This is a genomic window from Pantoea sp. UBA5035 (assembly GCF_002415245.1).
GTDB lineage: Bacteria > Pseudomonadota > Gammaproteobacteria > Enterobacterales > Enterobacteriaceae > Pantoea > Pantoea septica.
On record NZ_DICD01000022.1, the window covers coordinates 49277 to 63784 of the forward strand.

Here is a 14508-nt window from a genome sequence, read left to right on the forward strand (position 1 = left end):
CGCATGCTTAAGGTATTTATCCTGTTCATCCTGCTGATCGCCGGTATTGTGGTCGGTCCGATGATTGCTGGCCATCAGGGCTATGTGCTGATTCAGACCGATAACTGGAATGTAGAAACCAGCGTCACCGGTCTGGCGATCATTCTGATCGTCAGCCTGCTGGTTATTCTCGGCGTCGAATGGCTGCTGCGTCGTCTGTTTCGCACCGGCGCCCGCACCCGCGGCTGGTTTACCGGCCGCAAACGCCGTCGCGCACAGCGTCACACCCAGACCGCGCTGATGAAGCTGGCCGAAGGCGATCACCGCCAGGTAGAGAAGCTGCTGTCGAAAGATGCCGATCACGCCGAAGTGCCGGTGGCCAACTATCTGCTGGCCGCCGAGGCGGCGCAGCAGCGCGGCGATGAGATCCGCGCCAACCAGCATCTGGAGCGCGCCGCCGAACTGTCGGACAACGACGTGATTCCGGTTGAGATCACCCGCACGCGCATTCTGCTGGCGCGCAACGAAGATCACGCCGCGCGTCACGGCATCGACCGTTTGCTGGAGGTCGCGCCGCGCCATCCGGAAGTGCTGCGCCTGGCGGAGCAGGCTTACGTGCGCACCGGTGCATGGAGTTCGCTGATTGATATTCTGCCTGCGATGGAAAAATCGCAGGTAGGTGATGAAGAGCATCGCGCCTACCTGCAGCAGCAGGCGTGGCTGGGCCTGATGAATCAGGCGATGGCCGATCAGGGCAGCGACGGCCTGAAGCGCTGGTGGTCGAATCTGAGCCGTAAAACGCGTCAGCAAACGGCGCTGCAGGTCGCGATGGCAGACCATCTGATTGAGTGCGACGATCACCAGACCGCGCAGGATATCGTGCTGGACGGCCTGAAACGCCACTATGACGATCGTCTGGTGCTGCTGATGCCGCGCATTAAAAGCAGCAATCCGGAAGCGCTGGAGAAAGCGCTGCGCCAGCAGATCAAGCAGCATGGCGCGACGCCCCTGCTGCACAGCACGCTGGGGCAGTTGCTAATGCGCCATGGCGAATGGCAGCAGGCCGTCGAAGCGTTCCAGCAGGCGCTGGCGCAGCGCCCCGATGCGTTCGACTATGCGTGGCTGGCGGATGCTTACGACCGCATGCATCGTCCGGAAGAGGCAGCGAAAATGCGCCGCGAGGGCTTACTGCTGACGCTGAAAAACAACCCAAATGCTTAATGTTGTTGTTACTTGTTTACGCCGGGCTTGCCCGGCTTTTTTTTACCCTTTATCCGCCGCAAAAAAAACACCTGCCAGAGGCAGGTGTAAAATCAGGTCGGTAAGACAACCCTGAGGTATCCGACTCAACGGTATGTCTGTTGACCCTGCAAGGGGTTAGCGATGCAGGCATGCAGACAACGGATACCCAAAAGTGGCTCTGCGTCATTCCCAGGTTTATGCAGCATCAGCAGACATAAGAGGTGGAATGAGCATCTACGCGATAATTATTGCACAGAGCGTGCCAGGGTGCAGAAAATAGATTAAATGCCTTATTTTCATAAGGATAGATTATTGCGTCATCCTCTGACGCTTCTGCAATGTCTGCATCAGACGACAACCGGTCCGCTTGCCGTCTCTTTTTAGAGACGATGAAAGATCCCTGTTGTTAATTCATTTAAAATCAAAGGATTAAGCGTCTCCAGATAGAGACAACCCTCTTCTGTGTCTATTCCATAAAAGCGATGATGTTTAAAAGTGGGTAACGTAAAGCCTCTATCGCCAGGGATAGAGACTGCTCAGCTATTCAGACAGGCAGCCATTAGCTGAAACGCGGATGGCAAGGGCGCAAAAGCAAAGCGTCCCGCGACAAAACTAAAGGACGCATCTCCAGCGCTGTCATTTAAACAGGCAGCTCTTCAGTTAAAACGCGGATGGCATGGACGGAAAAGCAAAGCGTCCCGCGACAAGGATGTCGCGGGCCGAGCGCGCAGGGATGCGTACAGCGACTTTGCGATCCGTCCATGCCATTCGCGTGAGCCCCCAAATCCACAGCGCCGGTTTTTATAACGGTGCTTATTTCCTGCAGACGAAAAAAAACCTGCTTTTTCAAACAGGTTTATAAAATGGTCGGCGAGAGAGGATTACGCTTATCTTCGATAAGCGCCCTTCGGGCCGTTGCTGCGCAACGTTGTCTCGCTACGCTCGGCGCAAACCTCCTTCGGAGGTTCTCATCCTCTTTTCTACAGACGAAAAAAAACCTGCTTTTTCAAGCAGGTTTATAAAATGGTCGGCGAGAGAGGATTCGAACCTCCGACCCACTGGTCCCAAACCAGTTGCGCTACCAAGCTGCGCTACTCGCCGATAATTTTTATTGTTTTGTTTTGCCTGGTGCGAAGAGAGGGACTTGAACCCTCACGTCCGTTAAGACACTAACACCTGAAGCTAGCGCGTCTACCAATTCCGCCACCTTCGCGTATCCCAGCAAAATCTGGGGTGGCTAATGGGACTCGAACCCACGACAACTGGAATCACAATCCAGGGCTCTACCAACTGAGCTATAGCCACCACAATTCGTTATGTTGCAAGCCAATGACCTACACCATGTAACTCTTTACTAACGCGGTAATGTAACCACCGCAGCTCCTGCGCACAAACTAAATGGCGCGCCCGACAGGATTCGAACCTGAGACCTCTGCCTCCGGAGGGCAGCGCTCTATCCAGCTGAGCTACGGGCGCGTAGCGCCGTTGCGGATGGGCATACTACGGACTTGGGGTGATGCTGTCCAGTGCTTTTTTAATAAAAAAACGCGTTTGATTACGCTTTGTGCATTTCGTCGAGTAATGCAGCACTCTGGCTATTTCCGCAGCGAAAAAAGGCCGAAGTAATCAGTAATATCAGAGATCGCCGCGCCAGTGATAGCGCAAATATTTAAGCAATTTTAGCTGGCGACGCAGCCGGCTGGGCTGTCGAATCAAACGATAGAGCCATTCCAGCCCCAGACGCTGCCAAATCTTTGGCGCGCGCTTCACGTGGCCGGTAAACACGTCGTAAGTGCCGCCTACGCCCATATAGAGCGCATGCGGCCAGCGCGCGCGACAGTCGCGCATCAACAGCTCCTGACGCGGCGAACCCAGCGCAACGGTCACGATACGCGCGCCGCTGGCGGCGATGCGGGTAAAAAGCGCATCGCGATCGGCAGGCGCGAAATAGCCGTCCTGCGCGCCGACAATATTGACATTCCACTGCCGGCGCAGCTTATCGCAGGTCTCATCCAGCACCGCCTGACGCCCGCCGATCAAAAACACCGGCGTGCCCTGCCGTCCGGCGCGCTCCATTAATGCCTCCCATAAATCGGCGCCCGCAATGCGCTGCACCTCGGCATGGGGATACTTTTTACGGACAGAGCGCACGATGCTGATGCCGTCGGGATATTTGAATTCCGCCTCCTGCAACAGCGCGCGCAGCGCGTCGTCGTGCTCCGCCGTCAGCATCTTCTCGGCATTGAGCGCCACTAACGTTCCGCTGCGTGCCGTCTCGCCCGGCAGCAGAAAATCCACAAAGGCGGACATACTGTCGAAACCATACAGCGACACGCCGCGAATCTCATACTGCGGCGCTTCCGGTAACCTTGTCATGGTTGGGTTCTATCTTCCTGTTATGCCAGAGGCGTTAAGTAAGGCTATGCACAGCCTGGCCGCCGCGACGTCGAATCAGCCCGGCGCGATCCAGCAGCCAGTAAAGCATCTTCGCCACGCCGAGGCAGGCCAGAAAAATCAAAGCGAAAAAGACCACGCGCGAGCCGAACGCGTCCAGCCCTTCGCGCGCCAGCACAATCATATTAAACACCGCGCCAAAGCAGAAACTCTGCATGATCGCACCGCTATAGCGATTGTCGGCGTCGCGCCCGCGCAAATAGAGCGTATCGAAGCCTTTGATAATCAACCCGACCACCACCGCGCCCGGCAAGATAAACCAGGCGCCGCCCATCACCACCAGCGAACCCAGCAAGGTAGGCGAAATCGCCAGACCGGAATGGTTGTTTAGCACTTCCCAGGTAAAGTAGTTGGCGCTGTTGAGCACCATCGACGGTCTGCCCGGCCACAGCCAGCCGGGAATATAGACATAAAAGTCGCGCCAGATGGGTGCCAGTCCCTGAAACTCGATCTTTGAGTAGTTCTCCAGCAGCAGCGCCAGATTCTCCCAGGGCGAAAAGGTATCGCGCGTCAGATAAAGAAAGGTGTAAACCGCCTCTTCACCGAACACGTTAAGGTTATAGCGCCGCAGCGCCAGCCAGAACATGCCGCCTATCGCCAGCACGCCTGCCGCCGCCAGCATCCACAGGCTGATCCAGCCGCGCGTAATGCCGATAAACAGGAACAGGGCGAACGCGATAATAATATTGGCGCGCGTGCCGCCCACCAGCGCGTAGGTCAGCAGGCCGAACGCGACCGTGACCACCAGAAACAGCAGCCAGTTGCGCTGCGTCGGCCGCAGAAAATAGAGGATCAGCATCGCCGGGATAAAGAAATAGAAAAAGCGCTTCAGCGCCACGCCGGAGACTTCGCTGGAGAAAATCTGGTTATAGGCGGTCAGACGGAACAGGAGAAAGCCGTTGTGCAGGAAAAAGACCGTCACCGTGCCGATCGCCACCAGCGCCAGCAGCACGCAGGTCAGGTGCGTCTCGACGCGGTTCATCTGCAGCCACGGCCGGGCGCGCGGCACCGTCGCAGGGCGAAGCCGCACCTTATAGCTGACGTAGTAAACGGCGTAGAACGCCGTCGCCGACAGCAGCGCCTGCAGCAGATACTCCGGCGGCACCACCTCAACGTCAAAGCGGAACGCCAGCACGCTGGTTAGCGGGAAACCGAAATAGAAAGTCAGTAAAAACAGCAGGGTAAAAAAGAGGTGGAAATTAAAGCGCACGCGCCTGAACTCCCGCCAGGTAAGGGTCAGAATAAAACCCAGCGACAGCAGATAAACCACCAGCAGACCGCTGAACTGCATGAGGTTCATAAGGACTCCCTTTCACATTGGCGCAGCGCCTCGCGCCAGCCCGCCACATAGCCCGGCGCGAAAAAGGCGATGGCCTGTTTATCACAGCTCGCCAGCTGTCGACGCGCTTCCGCGACGCTCGCACGATCCAGCGCATCGCCGCTAAACAGCACCGGCAACCCCTGCTCGCTGATATCGCGCCAGAACGGATTGCGCCGGTTCAGCACAAAAGGCACGTTGGCCTGAATCAGCAGGCAGAGCGTTCCGATACCCTGCTGGCGTTCGAACATAAAATAGCCTAAATGGCAGCGGGCGAGCAGCGCTAAATAGTCATCAAAGGCGAGATTGCTGCGCAGCAGCTCGACCTGCCCAGCAGGAAACAGCGTCGCGGCGGCCTTCTCAACGTCGCTAATGTAGGCGTCATTGTCAGGCGGATAGCCCAGCGGCACCACGACGCGCGTCTCCTCGCCAAACTGCGCGCGAATCGCTTTGAGACCCTCGATGTGGCGATTGCTGGCGTCGCCGGAGTTGCCCAGCAGCACGGTAAAGCGTGCGTCTGGCGCGCTTTGCGGCGCGGCGGCAGGCATCCTCGTCGGAAAATAGAGCAGTTGGGACGGTACGCGCGGATGGCGCTGCTGATAGTGGTGTAAATCGCCGCGGGTGGCAAAAACCCGCGCGACGCGCCCCTGCGCGATGCGGCGCAGCAGATAGAACAGGCGGAACTTCAGGCTGCGCGACTCTTCGTAAAGATCGGCGCCCCAGACGTGCCAGTAGATCTGGCTGGGGCGGATCTTACCGCTCAGCAGCGCCAGCCAGATGCCCGGATTAAACTGCCCGTGGCAGAAAAAACGCTGATCGCGCGTTTTCGCTCGCGCCGTCAGCGCCTGCGCCAGCGCCTTTTTCGACGCGAAGGCCTCAATGTCGAGATGGCGGAAGGCGGCGAGCGCGGCAGGCTGCTGCGTCACCACCATAAAACGGCGCGGCCGATCGGCAGGCAGCTCAACGCTCAACACCTCGTTGAAAAAGCGCAGCACCGTCTGATTGTGATGGGGGATATCCGATCCCAGAACGTGGATTAACGTCATTTTTTTCGGTAATAAATCATAAAAGCGCCGCAGCAGAGCGCAAAATAAACGAGATAGGTCGCCATATAGGCCTGCGCCGCGCCGGTTACGCCCGACAGCGGGATGAGCCAGCGTGAAAAGAGCGTCAGCAGCGCGAACTGGCTAATTTCGGCCAGAATATAGAAGCGCAGCGACGCCTTAGCAATCACCAGATAACCGAAAACATAGGCACCGACCTTGAACACGTCGCCGCACAGCTGCCAGACGAAAAGATCGCGCATGGCGTGAAACGCCGGAGAAAAGAGCAGCCAGATCGCCATGTCGCGCAGTAGCCAGACGCAAAAGCCGACCGCGGCTACGGCGGGCAAGACAAAGCGCAGCGCGCGCATGATTTCGCGCGCGATATCGCGCTTCTGCTCCAGCCGCGCCAGCGTCGGCAGCAGCCAGACGCTGAAGGTGGCGGTGATAAACTGCAGCCAGGCGTCGGAGATGCTGGTGACGCCCTGCCACAGGCCGACCTGCGCCCAGCCATCGTGCTGCGCCAGCAGGTTGCGCATCATTATCCACGCGACCGGCAGCGTCACCGAGGTAATCAGCGCCATCAGGGTAAATTTCGCCAGGCTGCGCGCCAGTTCCGGCTGCCACTGCGGCTTCAGCCAGGCGAGCGGCAGCGGCACGCGTTTCTTCAGCAAAATGAATGCCGGAACAGCCACCAGCGCAGGCACCAGCGCAAAGCCCGCCAGCGCGCCCGCATAGCCGCCTGCCCACCAGCAGAGCACATAAGCCGCGACGCCGATAAGGCTGCCGACGATCAGCGCCAGCGCGTTGCCGCGCGCGTCGCGATAGCCTTTCAGCAGCGCCAGCGCCAGGTTGGCCCAGGCGATGCCGAACTGCAGGAAGGCGACGATGCGCACCACATTCGCAAAGCGCGTATGGCCAAACAGCGCCTGGCTGATCGGCGCGGCCGCCAGCAGAAAAACCAGCGCCAGCAGCGTGGAAAAGCCCAGCACCATCGCCGATGCAGTGCCCAGCAGCGCGCGTAGCGGCTCCGGCTGATGCTGATACTTCGCAACGTAGGTGGTGACGCCGTTGAAGATGCCTGCGCCCGCCAGCACGCCCAGTACGGTGATCAGCTGGCGAAAGTTGCCCGCCTGCCCTACCCCTTCCGGGCCGAAACTCACCGCCAGCAGTTTCACCACCAGCAGACCAGCAGCGATTTTCACCAGCGTGGACGATGCCGTCCACACCGACGCTTTTGCCAGCGACATCAGGCGAAGAAACTCAGCAGGGAACTGATAACCGTATTCTGGTTATTGTCCGTCAGGTTGTAAAACAGCGGCAGGCGCAGCAGACGCTCGCTCTCGGCCGTGGTGAAACGCTCTTCGCCGTGAAAGCGGCCGAACCGTTGGCCGGCGGGCGAACTGTGCAGCGGGATATAGTGGAAAACCGTCAGGATCTCCGCCTCTTTCATCCAGCTAATCAGCGCCTGACGATCGTCGCTGTCACGCAGTTTGATATAGAACATATGCGCATTGTGCTCGCAGTCGGCGGGCAGCAACGGCAGCTGGATACGCCCTTGCGCCGCCAGCGGCCGCAGCGCATCGTAATAGCGCTGCCACAGGCGCAAACGATGCTGATTGATGCGATCGGCCGCTTCAAGCTGCGCCCATAAATAGGCCGCCTGCAGATCCGCCATCAGATAGCTCGAGCCGATATCGCGCCAGGTATACTTATCCACCTGACCGCGGAAAAACTGGCTGCGGTTAGTGCCCTTCTCGCGGATGATTTCGGCGCGCTCCACCAGCGCCGCATCGTTGATCAGGGTCGCGCCGCCTTCGCCGCCCGCCGTGTAGTTCTTGGTCTCATGAAAGCTGAAGCAGCCGATATGGCCGATAGTGCCCAGCGCGCGCCCCTTGTAGCGCGACATCACGCCCTGCGCCGCATCCTCGATGACCCAGAGCTGATGTTTCGCCGCCAGCGCCATAATGGCGTCCATTTCGCAGGCCACGCCCGCATAGTGCACCGGCACGATGGCGCGCGTTTTCTCGGTGATCGCCGCTTCGATTTTGCTTTCGTCGATATTGAGCGTATCCGGACGAATATCCACGAAGACGATGGTCGCGCCGCGCAGCACGAAGGCGTTGGCGGTGGAGACGAAGGTGTAGCTCGGCATAATCACTTCATCGCCCGGCTGCAGATCGATCAGCAGCGCCGCCATCTCCAGCGAAGCGGTGCACGACGGCGTCAGCAGCACTTTCTTGCTGCCGAAGCGCTGCTCCATCCACTGCTGACAGCGTCGGGTAAAGCCGCCGTCGCCGCACAGCTTGCCGCTGGCCATCGCCGACTGCATATATTCAAGTTCGCTGCCGACAACCGGCGGCGCGTTAAATGGGATCATGACCTTTCCTGTAGAACCAGTAAGCGGTGCTTTCCAGCCGGGCACCGCTGCGTAAATAGAGTCGCATCGCCGGCAGGTTGCTGAGCTGCGTCGCGACGCGCAGACGGCCGAGCTGGCGGACGCGTCCCCAGTCTGCGCCTGCCAGCAGCAGGCGCTGCCCGACACCGTTGCCCTGCGCATGTGGCAGCACGCCCAGCAGTCCGACCCGCGCCTCGCCTTCCGTCTCACGCAGTGAGATAAAACCAAGCAGCGCGCCCGCCTCATCGCTGGCGATCAGGCACTGATGATCAAAGGTGCCGCGCACCGCGTTTTCAATCCACTGGGCGTAAAAGCGCGCGCTGGCGTCTGCCTCGAACCAGGGCGCGCGAAAGCGGCTCTGCACGAAGATCTGCGCCGCGGCGGCGCGCAGCGCGCTGATTTGCGACTCGCGGGCGATGCGGATACCGCTCTGCCGTTCGGTGCGTTTGATGTTGATGGTCAGATCGGCTTCGCCTTCCGCCAGCTGAAATCCCTGCTGACAGAGAGCGTCGATCGCCTCAAGCCGGTCGGCAGGCACTTTGATCTGCCATAGATCGGCCGGCTGGCGCAGCGCCTCGCTCAGCGGCAGGTCACCGTCCAGATCGAGACGCGTCGTCGCACAGCCGAAAAAGGCGCTTTCCCACGCCAGGGGATTAATACTGACGCGGACGGGCATGTAACAAATCCAGCAGATACTGGCCGTAGCCGGTTTTCGTCAGTGCTTCTCCGGCGGTGCGCAGCTGCTCGTCGCTCAGCCAGCCGTTGCGCCAGGCGATCTCCTCCAGGCAGGCGACTTTGAAACCCTGTCGTTTCTCCACCGTTTGCACAAAGGTGCTGGCCTCGATCAGGCTGTCGTGCGTGCCGGTGTCGAGCCAGGCGAATCCGCGGCCTAACAGTTCGACGGAGAGCTGGCCGCGCGCCAGATACATCTGGTTGATGGCGGTAATCTCCAGCTCGCCGCGCGCGGACGGTTTCACCTGCTTTGCAAATTCGACGACCTGATTATCGTAAAAATAGAGGCCGGTTACCGCCCAGCGCGATTTCGGCATGCTGGGTTTCTCTTCAATAGAGAGCGCGTTGAAGGCCTCGTCAAACTCCACAACGCCAAAACGTTCAGGATCCATCACCTGATAACCAAATACCGTCGCACCCTGCTCGCGCGCGGCGACTTTTTTTAGCTTCGGACTGAAGCCCTGACCGAAATAGAGGTTGTCGCCCAATACCAGACAGCAGCGATCGCCGTCGATAAAGCGCTCGCCGATAATAAACGCCTGAGCCAGTCCGTCCGGGCTTGGCTGCACCGCATAGCTGAGATGGATGCCGAATTCACTACCGTCGCCCAGCAGGCGTACAAAATGGTCGCGATCCTCGGGCGTGGTGATCAGCAGAATGTCGCGAATGCCCGCCAGCATCAGCACCGACAGCGGGTAATAGATCATCGGCTTGTCGTACACGGGCAGCAGCTGTTTAGAAATCGCCCGCGTAATGGGATGAAGACGCGTGCCTGAACCGCCTGCCAGAATAATACCTTTCATCGCTTCCGCTCCTCTGACGCCGTCATGAACGCGACGCAGCCAGGCCTAGCCGCTCGCCGCGATAGCGCCCGTCCAGAATAGCCTGCCACCATGTCTGATTTTCCAGATACCAGCGCACGGTTTTGCGCATGCCGCTGTCGAACGTTTCCTGTGGCATCCAGCCCAGCTCGCGCGCAATTTTGCTGGCGTCGATGGCATAGCGCTGATCGTGACCGGGACGATCCGCCACAAACGTAATCAAATCGCGGTAGTGCGTCAGGCCAGCGGCTTTACGCTCCGGCGCCATTTGCTCCAGCAAATCGCAGATAGTGTTGACCACGTCGATATTGCGCTGCTCATTATGCCCGCCGATATTATAGGTTTCGCCAACCTTGCCGCTGCTCACGACGCGATAGAGCGCGCGCGCATGATCCTCGACATAGAGCCAGTCGCGGATCTGCTCGCCGTTGCCGTAAACCGGCAGCGGCTTGCCCGCCAGCGCATTGATGATGGTGAGCGGAATAAGCTTTTCCGGGAAATGGCAGGGACCATAGTTGTTTGAGCAATTAGTGACGATAACAGGCAGGCCGTAGGTACGCAGCCAGGCGCGCACCAGATGATCGCTGCTGGCCTTGGTCGCTGAATAAGGGCTGCTCGGCGCATAGGGCGTGGTTTCGGTAAAAAACGCCTGCGGATCCTGCAAGTCGCCAAACACTTCGTCGGTGGAGATATGGTGGAAGATAAAAGCCTCGCGTCGCGCTGCTTCAAGTCTGTTCCAGTAGCTGCGCGCCGCCTCCAGCAGCTGATAGGTGCCGACGATATTGGTTTCGACGAAGGCTATCGGGCCGTCGATAGAGCGGTCGACGTGGCTTTCGGCCGCCAGATGCATGACGCAGTCGGGCTGATAGCGCGCAAAAATGGCATCCAGCGCCGGACGATCGCAAATATCCACCTGTTCGAAAGCGAAGCGCGCATCCTGCATAACGCTCGCCAGCGAGGCGAGATTGCCTGCATAGCTGAGCTTGTCGACCACAACGATGCGGTGATCCGTCTCTTCGATAAGAAAACGCACCAGCGCCGAGCCGATAAAACCTGCGCCGCCGGTGATTAAGTACTGTTTCACCGCCATACTCCCCGCGTATCCACAATCCAGCTTTGCGTGACCTGCGACGCGTCAACGGCGCGGAAGTGATCGTGGTCCACCAGCATCACCAGCACATCGGCCTCCGCCAGCGCCTGCTCGCGTGAAACCAGCGCAGCCTTGTCGGCGAGCGCGGCGGGCAGCGCGGCGATATGCGGCTCTACCACCCAGCTCTCTCCGCGATGCCATTCGGCGATCATCTGTGCTACCTGCATCGCCGGGCTTTCGCGCAGATCGTCGATATTGGGTTTAAACGCCAGCCCGAAGCAGGCGATGACTATCTCATCGGCGCGCTTGCCGCTCTGGGTCAGGCAGTCCGCCAGCGCCGCCTTGACCTGATTCAGCACCCAGTGCGGCTTGCTGTCGTTCACTTCGCGCGCGGTGCGGATCAGCCGCGCCAGCGACGGATTTTGCGCCACGATAAACCAGGGATCGACCGCAATGCAGTGCCCGCCGACGCCAGGCCCCGGCTGCAGAATATTGACGCGCGGATGGCGATTCGCCAGCGCGATCAGTTCCCAGACGTTAATCCCCTGATCGGCGCAAATCAGCGACAGCTCATTGGCGAAAGCGATATTAACGTCGCGGAAGCTGTTTTCCGTCAGCTTGCATAGCTCCGCCGTGCGCGCGTTGGTCTCCACGCATTCGCCCTGCAGAAAAATTTGGTAGAGCGCGCTGGCCTGCGCCGAGCAGGCGGGCGTCATGCCGCCGATCACGCGGTCGTTGTGGATCAGTTCCTGCATGATTTTGCCCGGTAGCACGCGCTCCGGGCAGTAGGCGATAAAGATATCGGGCGTGCCGCCGTGCTGCGGGAAACGCAGATCCGGGCGCGTCACCGCCAGCCACTCCGCCATCTGCTCCGTGGCGCCGACCGGCGAAGTGGATTCCAGGATCACCAGATCGCCCTTCTTCAATACCGGGGCGATCGATTCCGCCGCCGCCTTAACGAAGCGCAAATCGGGCTGATGATCCGCCATAAAGGGCGTTGGCACGGCGATCAGAAAGGCATCGGCCGCTTCGGGCTGCGTGGTGGCGCGCAGAAAGCCCTGGGTCACGGCGTCGTGGACTACTTTGTCCAGCGCGGGTTCGACGATATGGATCGCCCCGCGATTAATGGTCTCTACTGCGTGGGCGTTGATATCGACCCCCACGACCTTTTTCTTTTGCGACGCGAAAACGGCTGCGGTCGGCAGCCCAATGTAGCCCAGTCCAATCACGGAAATGGTGTCAAAACTCATAGGTCAACTCGGGTATCTTTTAAGGCTTGCAGAATGCGCTGACAGGCGTTGCCGTCGCCGTAAGGGTTGTGCGCGCGGCTCATGGTTTGCCAGGCCGCTTCGTCGGTCAACAGCAGGCCGACTTCGGCCACAATTTTCTCTATGTCGGTGCCGACCAGCTTCACGGTGCCGGCGTCGACCGCTTCTGGCCGTTCCGTCGCGTCGCGCATCACCAGCACCGGTTTGCCCAGCGAAGGCGCTTCTTCCTGGATGCCGCCGGAGTCGGTGAGGATCAGCCAGGCCCGGTTCATCAGCCAGACGAAAGGCAGATACTCCTGCGGCTCGATCAGCACGATATTGTCGATGCCGCTGAGGATGCGGTTAACCGGTTCGCTGACGTTGGGATTAAGGTGCACCGGATAGACGATCTGCGCGTCGGGATGCTGACGGGCGATGCGCGCCAGCGCGCTGCAGATACGCTCAAAGCCTTCGCCGAAGCTTTCGCGACGATGGCCGGTGACCAGCACCAGCTTCTTCTCGCTGTCGAGAAAGGGATAGCAGCCGGCGAGCTGCGCGTTGAGGCCGGGATCGGCGATAACCCGATCGCGTACCCACAGCAGCGCGTCGATCACCGTATTGCCGGTGATGAAGATGCGCGCGTCGGGCAAATTTTCCGCCAGCAGATTCTGGCGCGAGCGTTCGGTCGGGGTAAAGTGCAACCGGGCAAGATGACCGGTCAGCTTGCGGTTGCCCTCTTCCGGCCACGGCGACGTCAAATCGCCGGTGCGCAGTCCCGCCTCGACGTGGGCGACCGGGATCTGCTGGTAAAATGCCGCCAGGCTGGCGGCGAGCGTGGTGGTGGTGTCGCCATGCACCAGCACCACGTCGGGTTTAAAGTCGAGCAGCACGGTTTTCATGCCCTGTAAAATGCGGCAGGTGATCTCCGTTAATCCTTGCTCAGGACGCATCACGTTCAGGTCATAATCGGGCTGCAGCGCAAAGAGGCGCAGAACCTGATCGAGCATTTCGCGGTGCTGCGCGGTGACGCACAGGCGAGAGTCGAACGCAGGATCCTGCGCCAGCGCCTGCACCAGCGGCGCCATTTTTATCGCCTCCGGGCGAGTCCCGAATACTGTAAGCACTTTCACGCGGTTTCTCTCGCTGATCTGACGCCGGAACGACGCGCCAGCGCCACGCCTGCGCCCGTCAATGCGCCTAATGCGCCCCACATAATCATCATAAACAGGCGACGCGGGCTATCGCGCGAAACCGGCTCTTCCGGCGTACGCAGGTAGCGGTAGGTCTGGAAGGTGCGGTTCAACGTCGGGCCGGCGCTCAGCGTGGTGAGCATCGCCCTGTTTTGATCATAGCTGATATCGTAACTCGGTCCGGTCGCCTGCAGGGTTTCCAGCTGCGCCTGCAGCTGCGGCTCGCCCAGCAGGAAGAGGTCGCTGTCGGCGATCGGTTCGCGCGCGTCGCGCGAGCGGTTTTCATGAATGCCCTGCTGGCTGGCGACCTTCAGCGCCTGCTGCAGACGATGCTGCTGACGCTGGAAAACGGCGTTCGCCACATCTTCCTGACGCTTCACCTGCGCCTGCAGCTGCTCGCTGCGCGCCTGCCATGCGCCTTTCAGCTCGCCGTTAAGGTGGCGCGCCGCGCGCTCGCTGGCAAAGGCGATATACTGACGCAGCAGGTTGTTGGCGTCCCCTGCGGTTTCCGCGATGAGCTTAACGCTGTCGCGCGTATTGCGCGCCGCGTCGGCGGGCAGAAACTGGATATTGGCGACCATATCGTCAAGCAGCGCGGCGTCGTTATGGGCGTTGCCTGAGCGGCGGCTTTTGTAATATTCCGTCTGCTGCCAGAAGTCGCGGCGCGTATCCCAGGCACCCAGCTGCATAATAAATTCCTGATAGACCTCATCCATGATGGTCGGCGAGGGCGCCGCCAGATTGAGCGTATTGTTGCGCACGTCGAGATTATTCAGAAACTGCTCCTGCGCATAGTAATCGCCGAGCATATTCACCGTAGGACGGTCGGTAATCGCCGTGGTGCTCCACGCCTGTTTCATCAGCAGCGAAGCCAGCCAGGCGACCAGCGCGAAAAGCAGCGCCAGGCCGATAATCCAGCGCTTGCCGCGCCATAACGCGCAGCCCAGGCCGCGAATATCCAGTTCGTTATCTGCAACCTCAGAGGTCATCACAA

The 14508-nt window shown here is 59.8% G+C and carries 12 protein-coding genes, 4 tRNA genes and 1 other RNA gene; 1 reads left to right on the top strand and 16 read right to left on the bottom strand.

Annotated elements, in window-relative coordinates:
- The first annotated feature begins 3 nt into the window (after positions 1-3).
- Entirely contained in the window at positions 4-1200 is a 1197-nt protein-coding gene (hemY, locus tag B3229_RS15070) for a protoheme IX biogenesis protein HemY (RefSeq protein WP_286872056.1), read from the top strand.
- Positions 1201-2085: 885 nt separating this feature from the next.
- Here the strand turns inward: hemY and B3229_RS15075 are convergent.
- From B3229_RS15075 to wzzE, 16 genes are all read right to left on the bottom strand, one after another.
- Positions 2086-2214, bottom strand: a non-coding RNA gene (locus B3229_RS15075) — RtT sRNA.
- A 31-nt stretch (positions 2215-2245) separates the two neighbouring features.
- Positions 2246-2322 (bottom strand) — tRNA-Pro (locus B3229_RS15080).
- Positions 2323-2347: 25 nt separating this feature from the next.
- A tRNA-Leu gene (locus tag B3229_RS15085) sits at positions 2348-2434 on the bottom strand.
- Between the two features lie 16 nt (positions 2435-2450).
- Positions 2451-2526, bottom strand: a tRNA-His gene (locus B3229_RS15090).
- 94 nt (positions 2527-2620) lie between these two features.
- A tRNA-Arg gene (locus B3229_RS15095) sits at positions 2621-2697 on the bottom strand.
- Positions 2698-2856: 159 nt separating this feature from the next.
- Complete coding sequence (gene wecG / locus B3229_RS15100) at positions 2857-3597, bottom strand: lipopolysaccharide N-acetylmannosaminouronosyltransferase (RefSeq protein ID WP_048780852.1); 741 nt, start codon at positions 3595-3597, stop codon at positions 2857-2859.
- 34 nt (positions 3598-3631) lie between these two features.
- Positions 3632-4975, bottom strand: a complete 1344-nt coding sequence (wzyE, locus tag B3229_RS15105; RefSeq protein WP_048780853.1) for an ECA oligosaccharide polymerase — start codon at positions 4973-4975, stop codon at positions 3632-3634.
- Positions 4972-6039: a TDP-N-acetylfucosamine:lipid II N-acetylfucosaminyltransferase gene (locus tag B3229_RS15110; protein WP_048780854.1), complete on the bottom strand. Its 1068-nt coding sequence runs from the start codon at positions 6037-6039 to the stop codon at positions 4972-4974. The genes wzyE and B3229_RS15110 overlap by 4 nt, the downstream gene beginning before the upstream one ends.
- Positions 6036-7286: a lipid III flippase WzxE gene (gene wzxE / locus B3229_RS15115; protein ID WP_277268705.1), complete on the bottom strand. Its 1251-nt coding sequence runs from the start codon at positions 7284-7286 to the stop codon at positions 6036-6038. Before wzxE ends, B3229_RS15110 begins: the two co-directional genes overlap by 4 nt.
- Complete coding sequence (rffA, locus tag B3229_RS15120) at positions 7286-8416, bottom strand: dTDP-4-amino-4,6-dideoxygalactose transaminase (RefSeq protein ID WP_286872062.1); 1131 nt, start codon at positions 8414-8416, stop codon at positions 7286-7288. Before rffA ends, wzxE begins: the two co-directional genes overlap by 1 nt.
- Positions 8403-9110 carry a dTDP-4-amino-4,6-dideoxy-D-galactose acyltransferase gene (gene rffC / locus B3229_RS15125; protein ID WP_286872066.1) on the bottom strand — a complete coding sequence of 236 codons (708 nt, stop codon included), beginning with the start codon at positions 9108-9110 and terminating at the stop codon, positions 8403-8405. Before rffC ends, rffA begins: the two co-directional genes overlap by 14 nt.
- Positions 9088-9969: a glucose-1-phosphate thymidylyltransferase RfbA gene (gene rfbA, locus B3229_RS15130; RefSeq protein ID WP_286872069.1), complete on the bottom strand. Its 882-nt coding sequence runs from the start codon at positions 9967-9969 to the stop codon at positions 9088-9090. The genes rffC and rfbA overlap by 23 nt, the downstream gene beginning before the upstream one ends.
- 22 nt (positions 9970-9991) lie before the next feature.
- Positions 9992-11071 (bottom strand): dTDP-glucose 4,6-dehydratase, encoded by a 1080-nt coding sequence (gene rfbB, locus B3229_RS15135; RefSeq protein WP_286872072.1) that lies wholly within the window; start codon positions 11069-11071, stop codon positions 9992-9994.
- Entirely contained in the window at positions 11068-12327 is a 1260-nt protein-coding gene (gene wecC / locus B3229_RS15140) for a UDP-N-acetyl-D-mannosamine dehydrogenase (RefSeq protein WP_048784427.1), read from the bottom strand. The genes rfbB and wecC overlap by 4 nt, the downstream gene beginning before the upstream one ends.
- Positions 12324-13454 carry a non-hydrolyzing UDP-N-acetylglucosamine 2-epimerase gene (gene wecB, locus B3229_RS15145; protein WP_286872076.1) on the bottom strand — a complete coding sequence of 377 codons (1131 nt, stop codon included), beginning with the start codon at positions 13452-13454 and terminating at the stop codon, positions 12324-12326. Before wecB ends, wecC begins: the two co-directional genes overlap by 4 nt.
- Positions 13451-14503, bottom strand: coding sequence for an ECA polysaccharide chain length modulation protein (gene wzzE / locus B3229_RS15150; RefSeq protein WP_286872126.1), 1053 nt, complete (start codon positions 14501-14503; stop codon positions 13451-13453). The genes wecB and wzzE overlap by 4 nt, the downstream gene beginning before the upstream one ends.
- Positions 14504-14508 lie beyond the last annotated feature (5 nt).

What these genes read in the sequence shown, in the direction of transcription:
- hemY (WP_286872056.1), top strand. Translation starts at nt 4, where the DNA reads ATGCTTAAGGTATTTATCCTGTTCATCCTGCTGATCGCCGGTATTGTG.
- wecG (WP_048780852.1), bottom strand. Translation starts at nt 3,597, where the DNA reads ATGACAAGGTTACCGGAAGCGCCGCAGTATGAGATTCGCGGCGTGTCG.
- wzyE (WP_048780853.1), bottom strand. Translation starts at nt 4,975, where the DNA reads ATGAACCTCATGCAGTTCAGCGGTCTGCTGGTGGTTTATCTGCTGTCG.
- B3229_RS15110 (WP_048780854.1), bottom strand. Translation starts at nt 6,039, where the DNA reads ATGACGTTAATCCACGTTCTGGGATCGGATATCCCCCATCACAATCAG.
- wzxE (WP_277268705.1), bottom strand. Translation starts at nt 7,286, where the DNA reads ATGTCGCTGGCAAAAGCGTCGGTGTGGACGGCATCGTCCACGCTGGTG.
- rffA (WP_286872062.1), bottom strand. Translation starts at nt 8,416, where the DNA reads ATGATCCCATTTAACGCGCCGCCGGTTGTCGGCAGCGAACTTGAATAT.
- rffC (WP_286872066.1), bottom strand. Translation starts at nt 9,110, where the DNA reads ATGCCCGTCCGCGTCAGTATTAATCCCCTGGCGTGGGAAAGCGCCTTT.
- rfbA (WP_286872069.1), bottom strand. Translation starts at nt 9,969, where the DNA reads ATGAAAGGTATTATTCTGGCAGGCGGTTCAGGCACGCGTCTTCATCCC.
- wecC (WP_048784427.1), bottom strand. Translation starts at nt 12,327, where the DNA reads ATGAGTTTTGACACCATTTCCGTGATTGGACTGGGCTACATTGGGCTG.
- wzzE (WP_286872126.1), bottom strand. Translation starts at nt 14,503, where the DNA reads ATGACCTCTGAGGTTGCAGATAACGAACTGGATATTCGCGGCCTGGGC.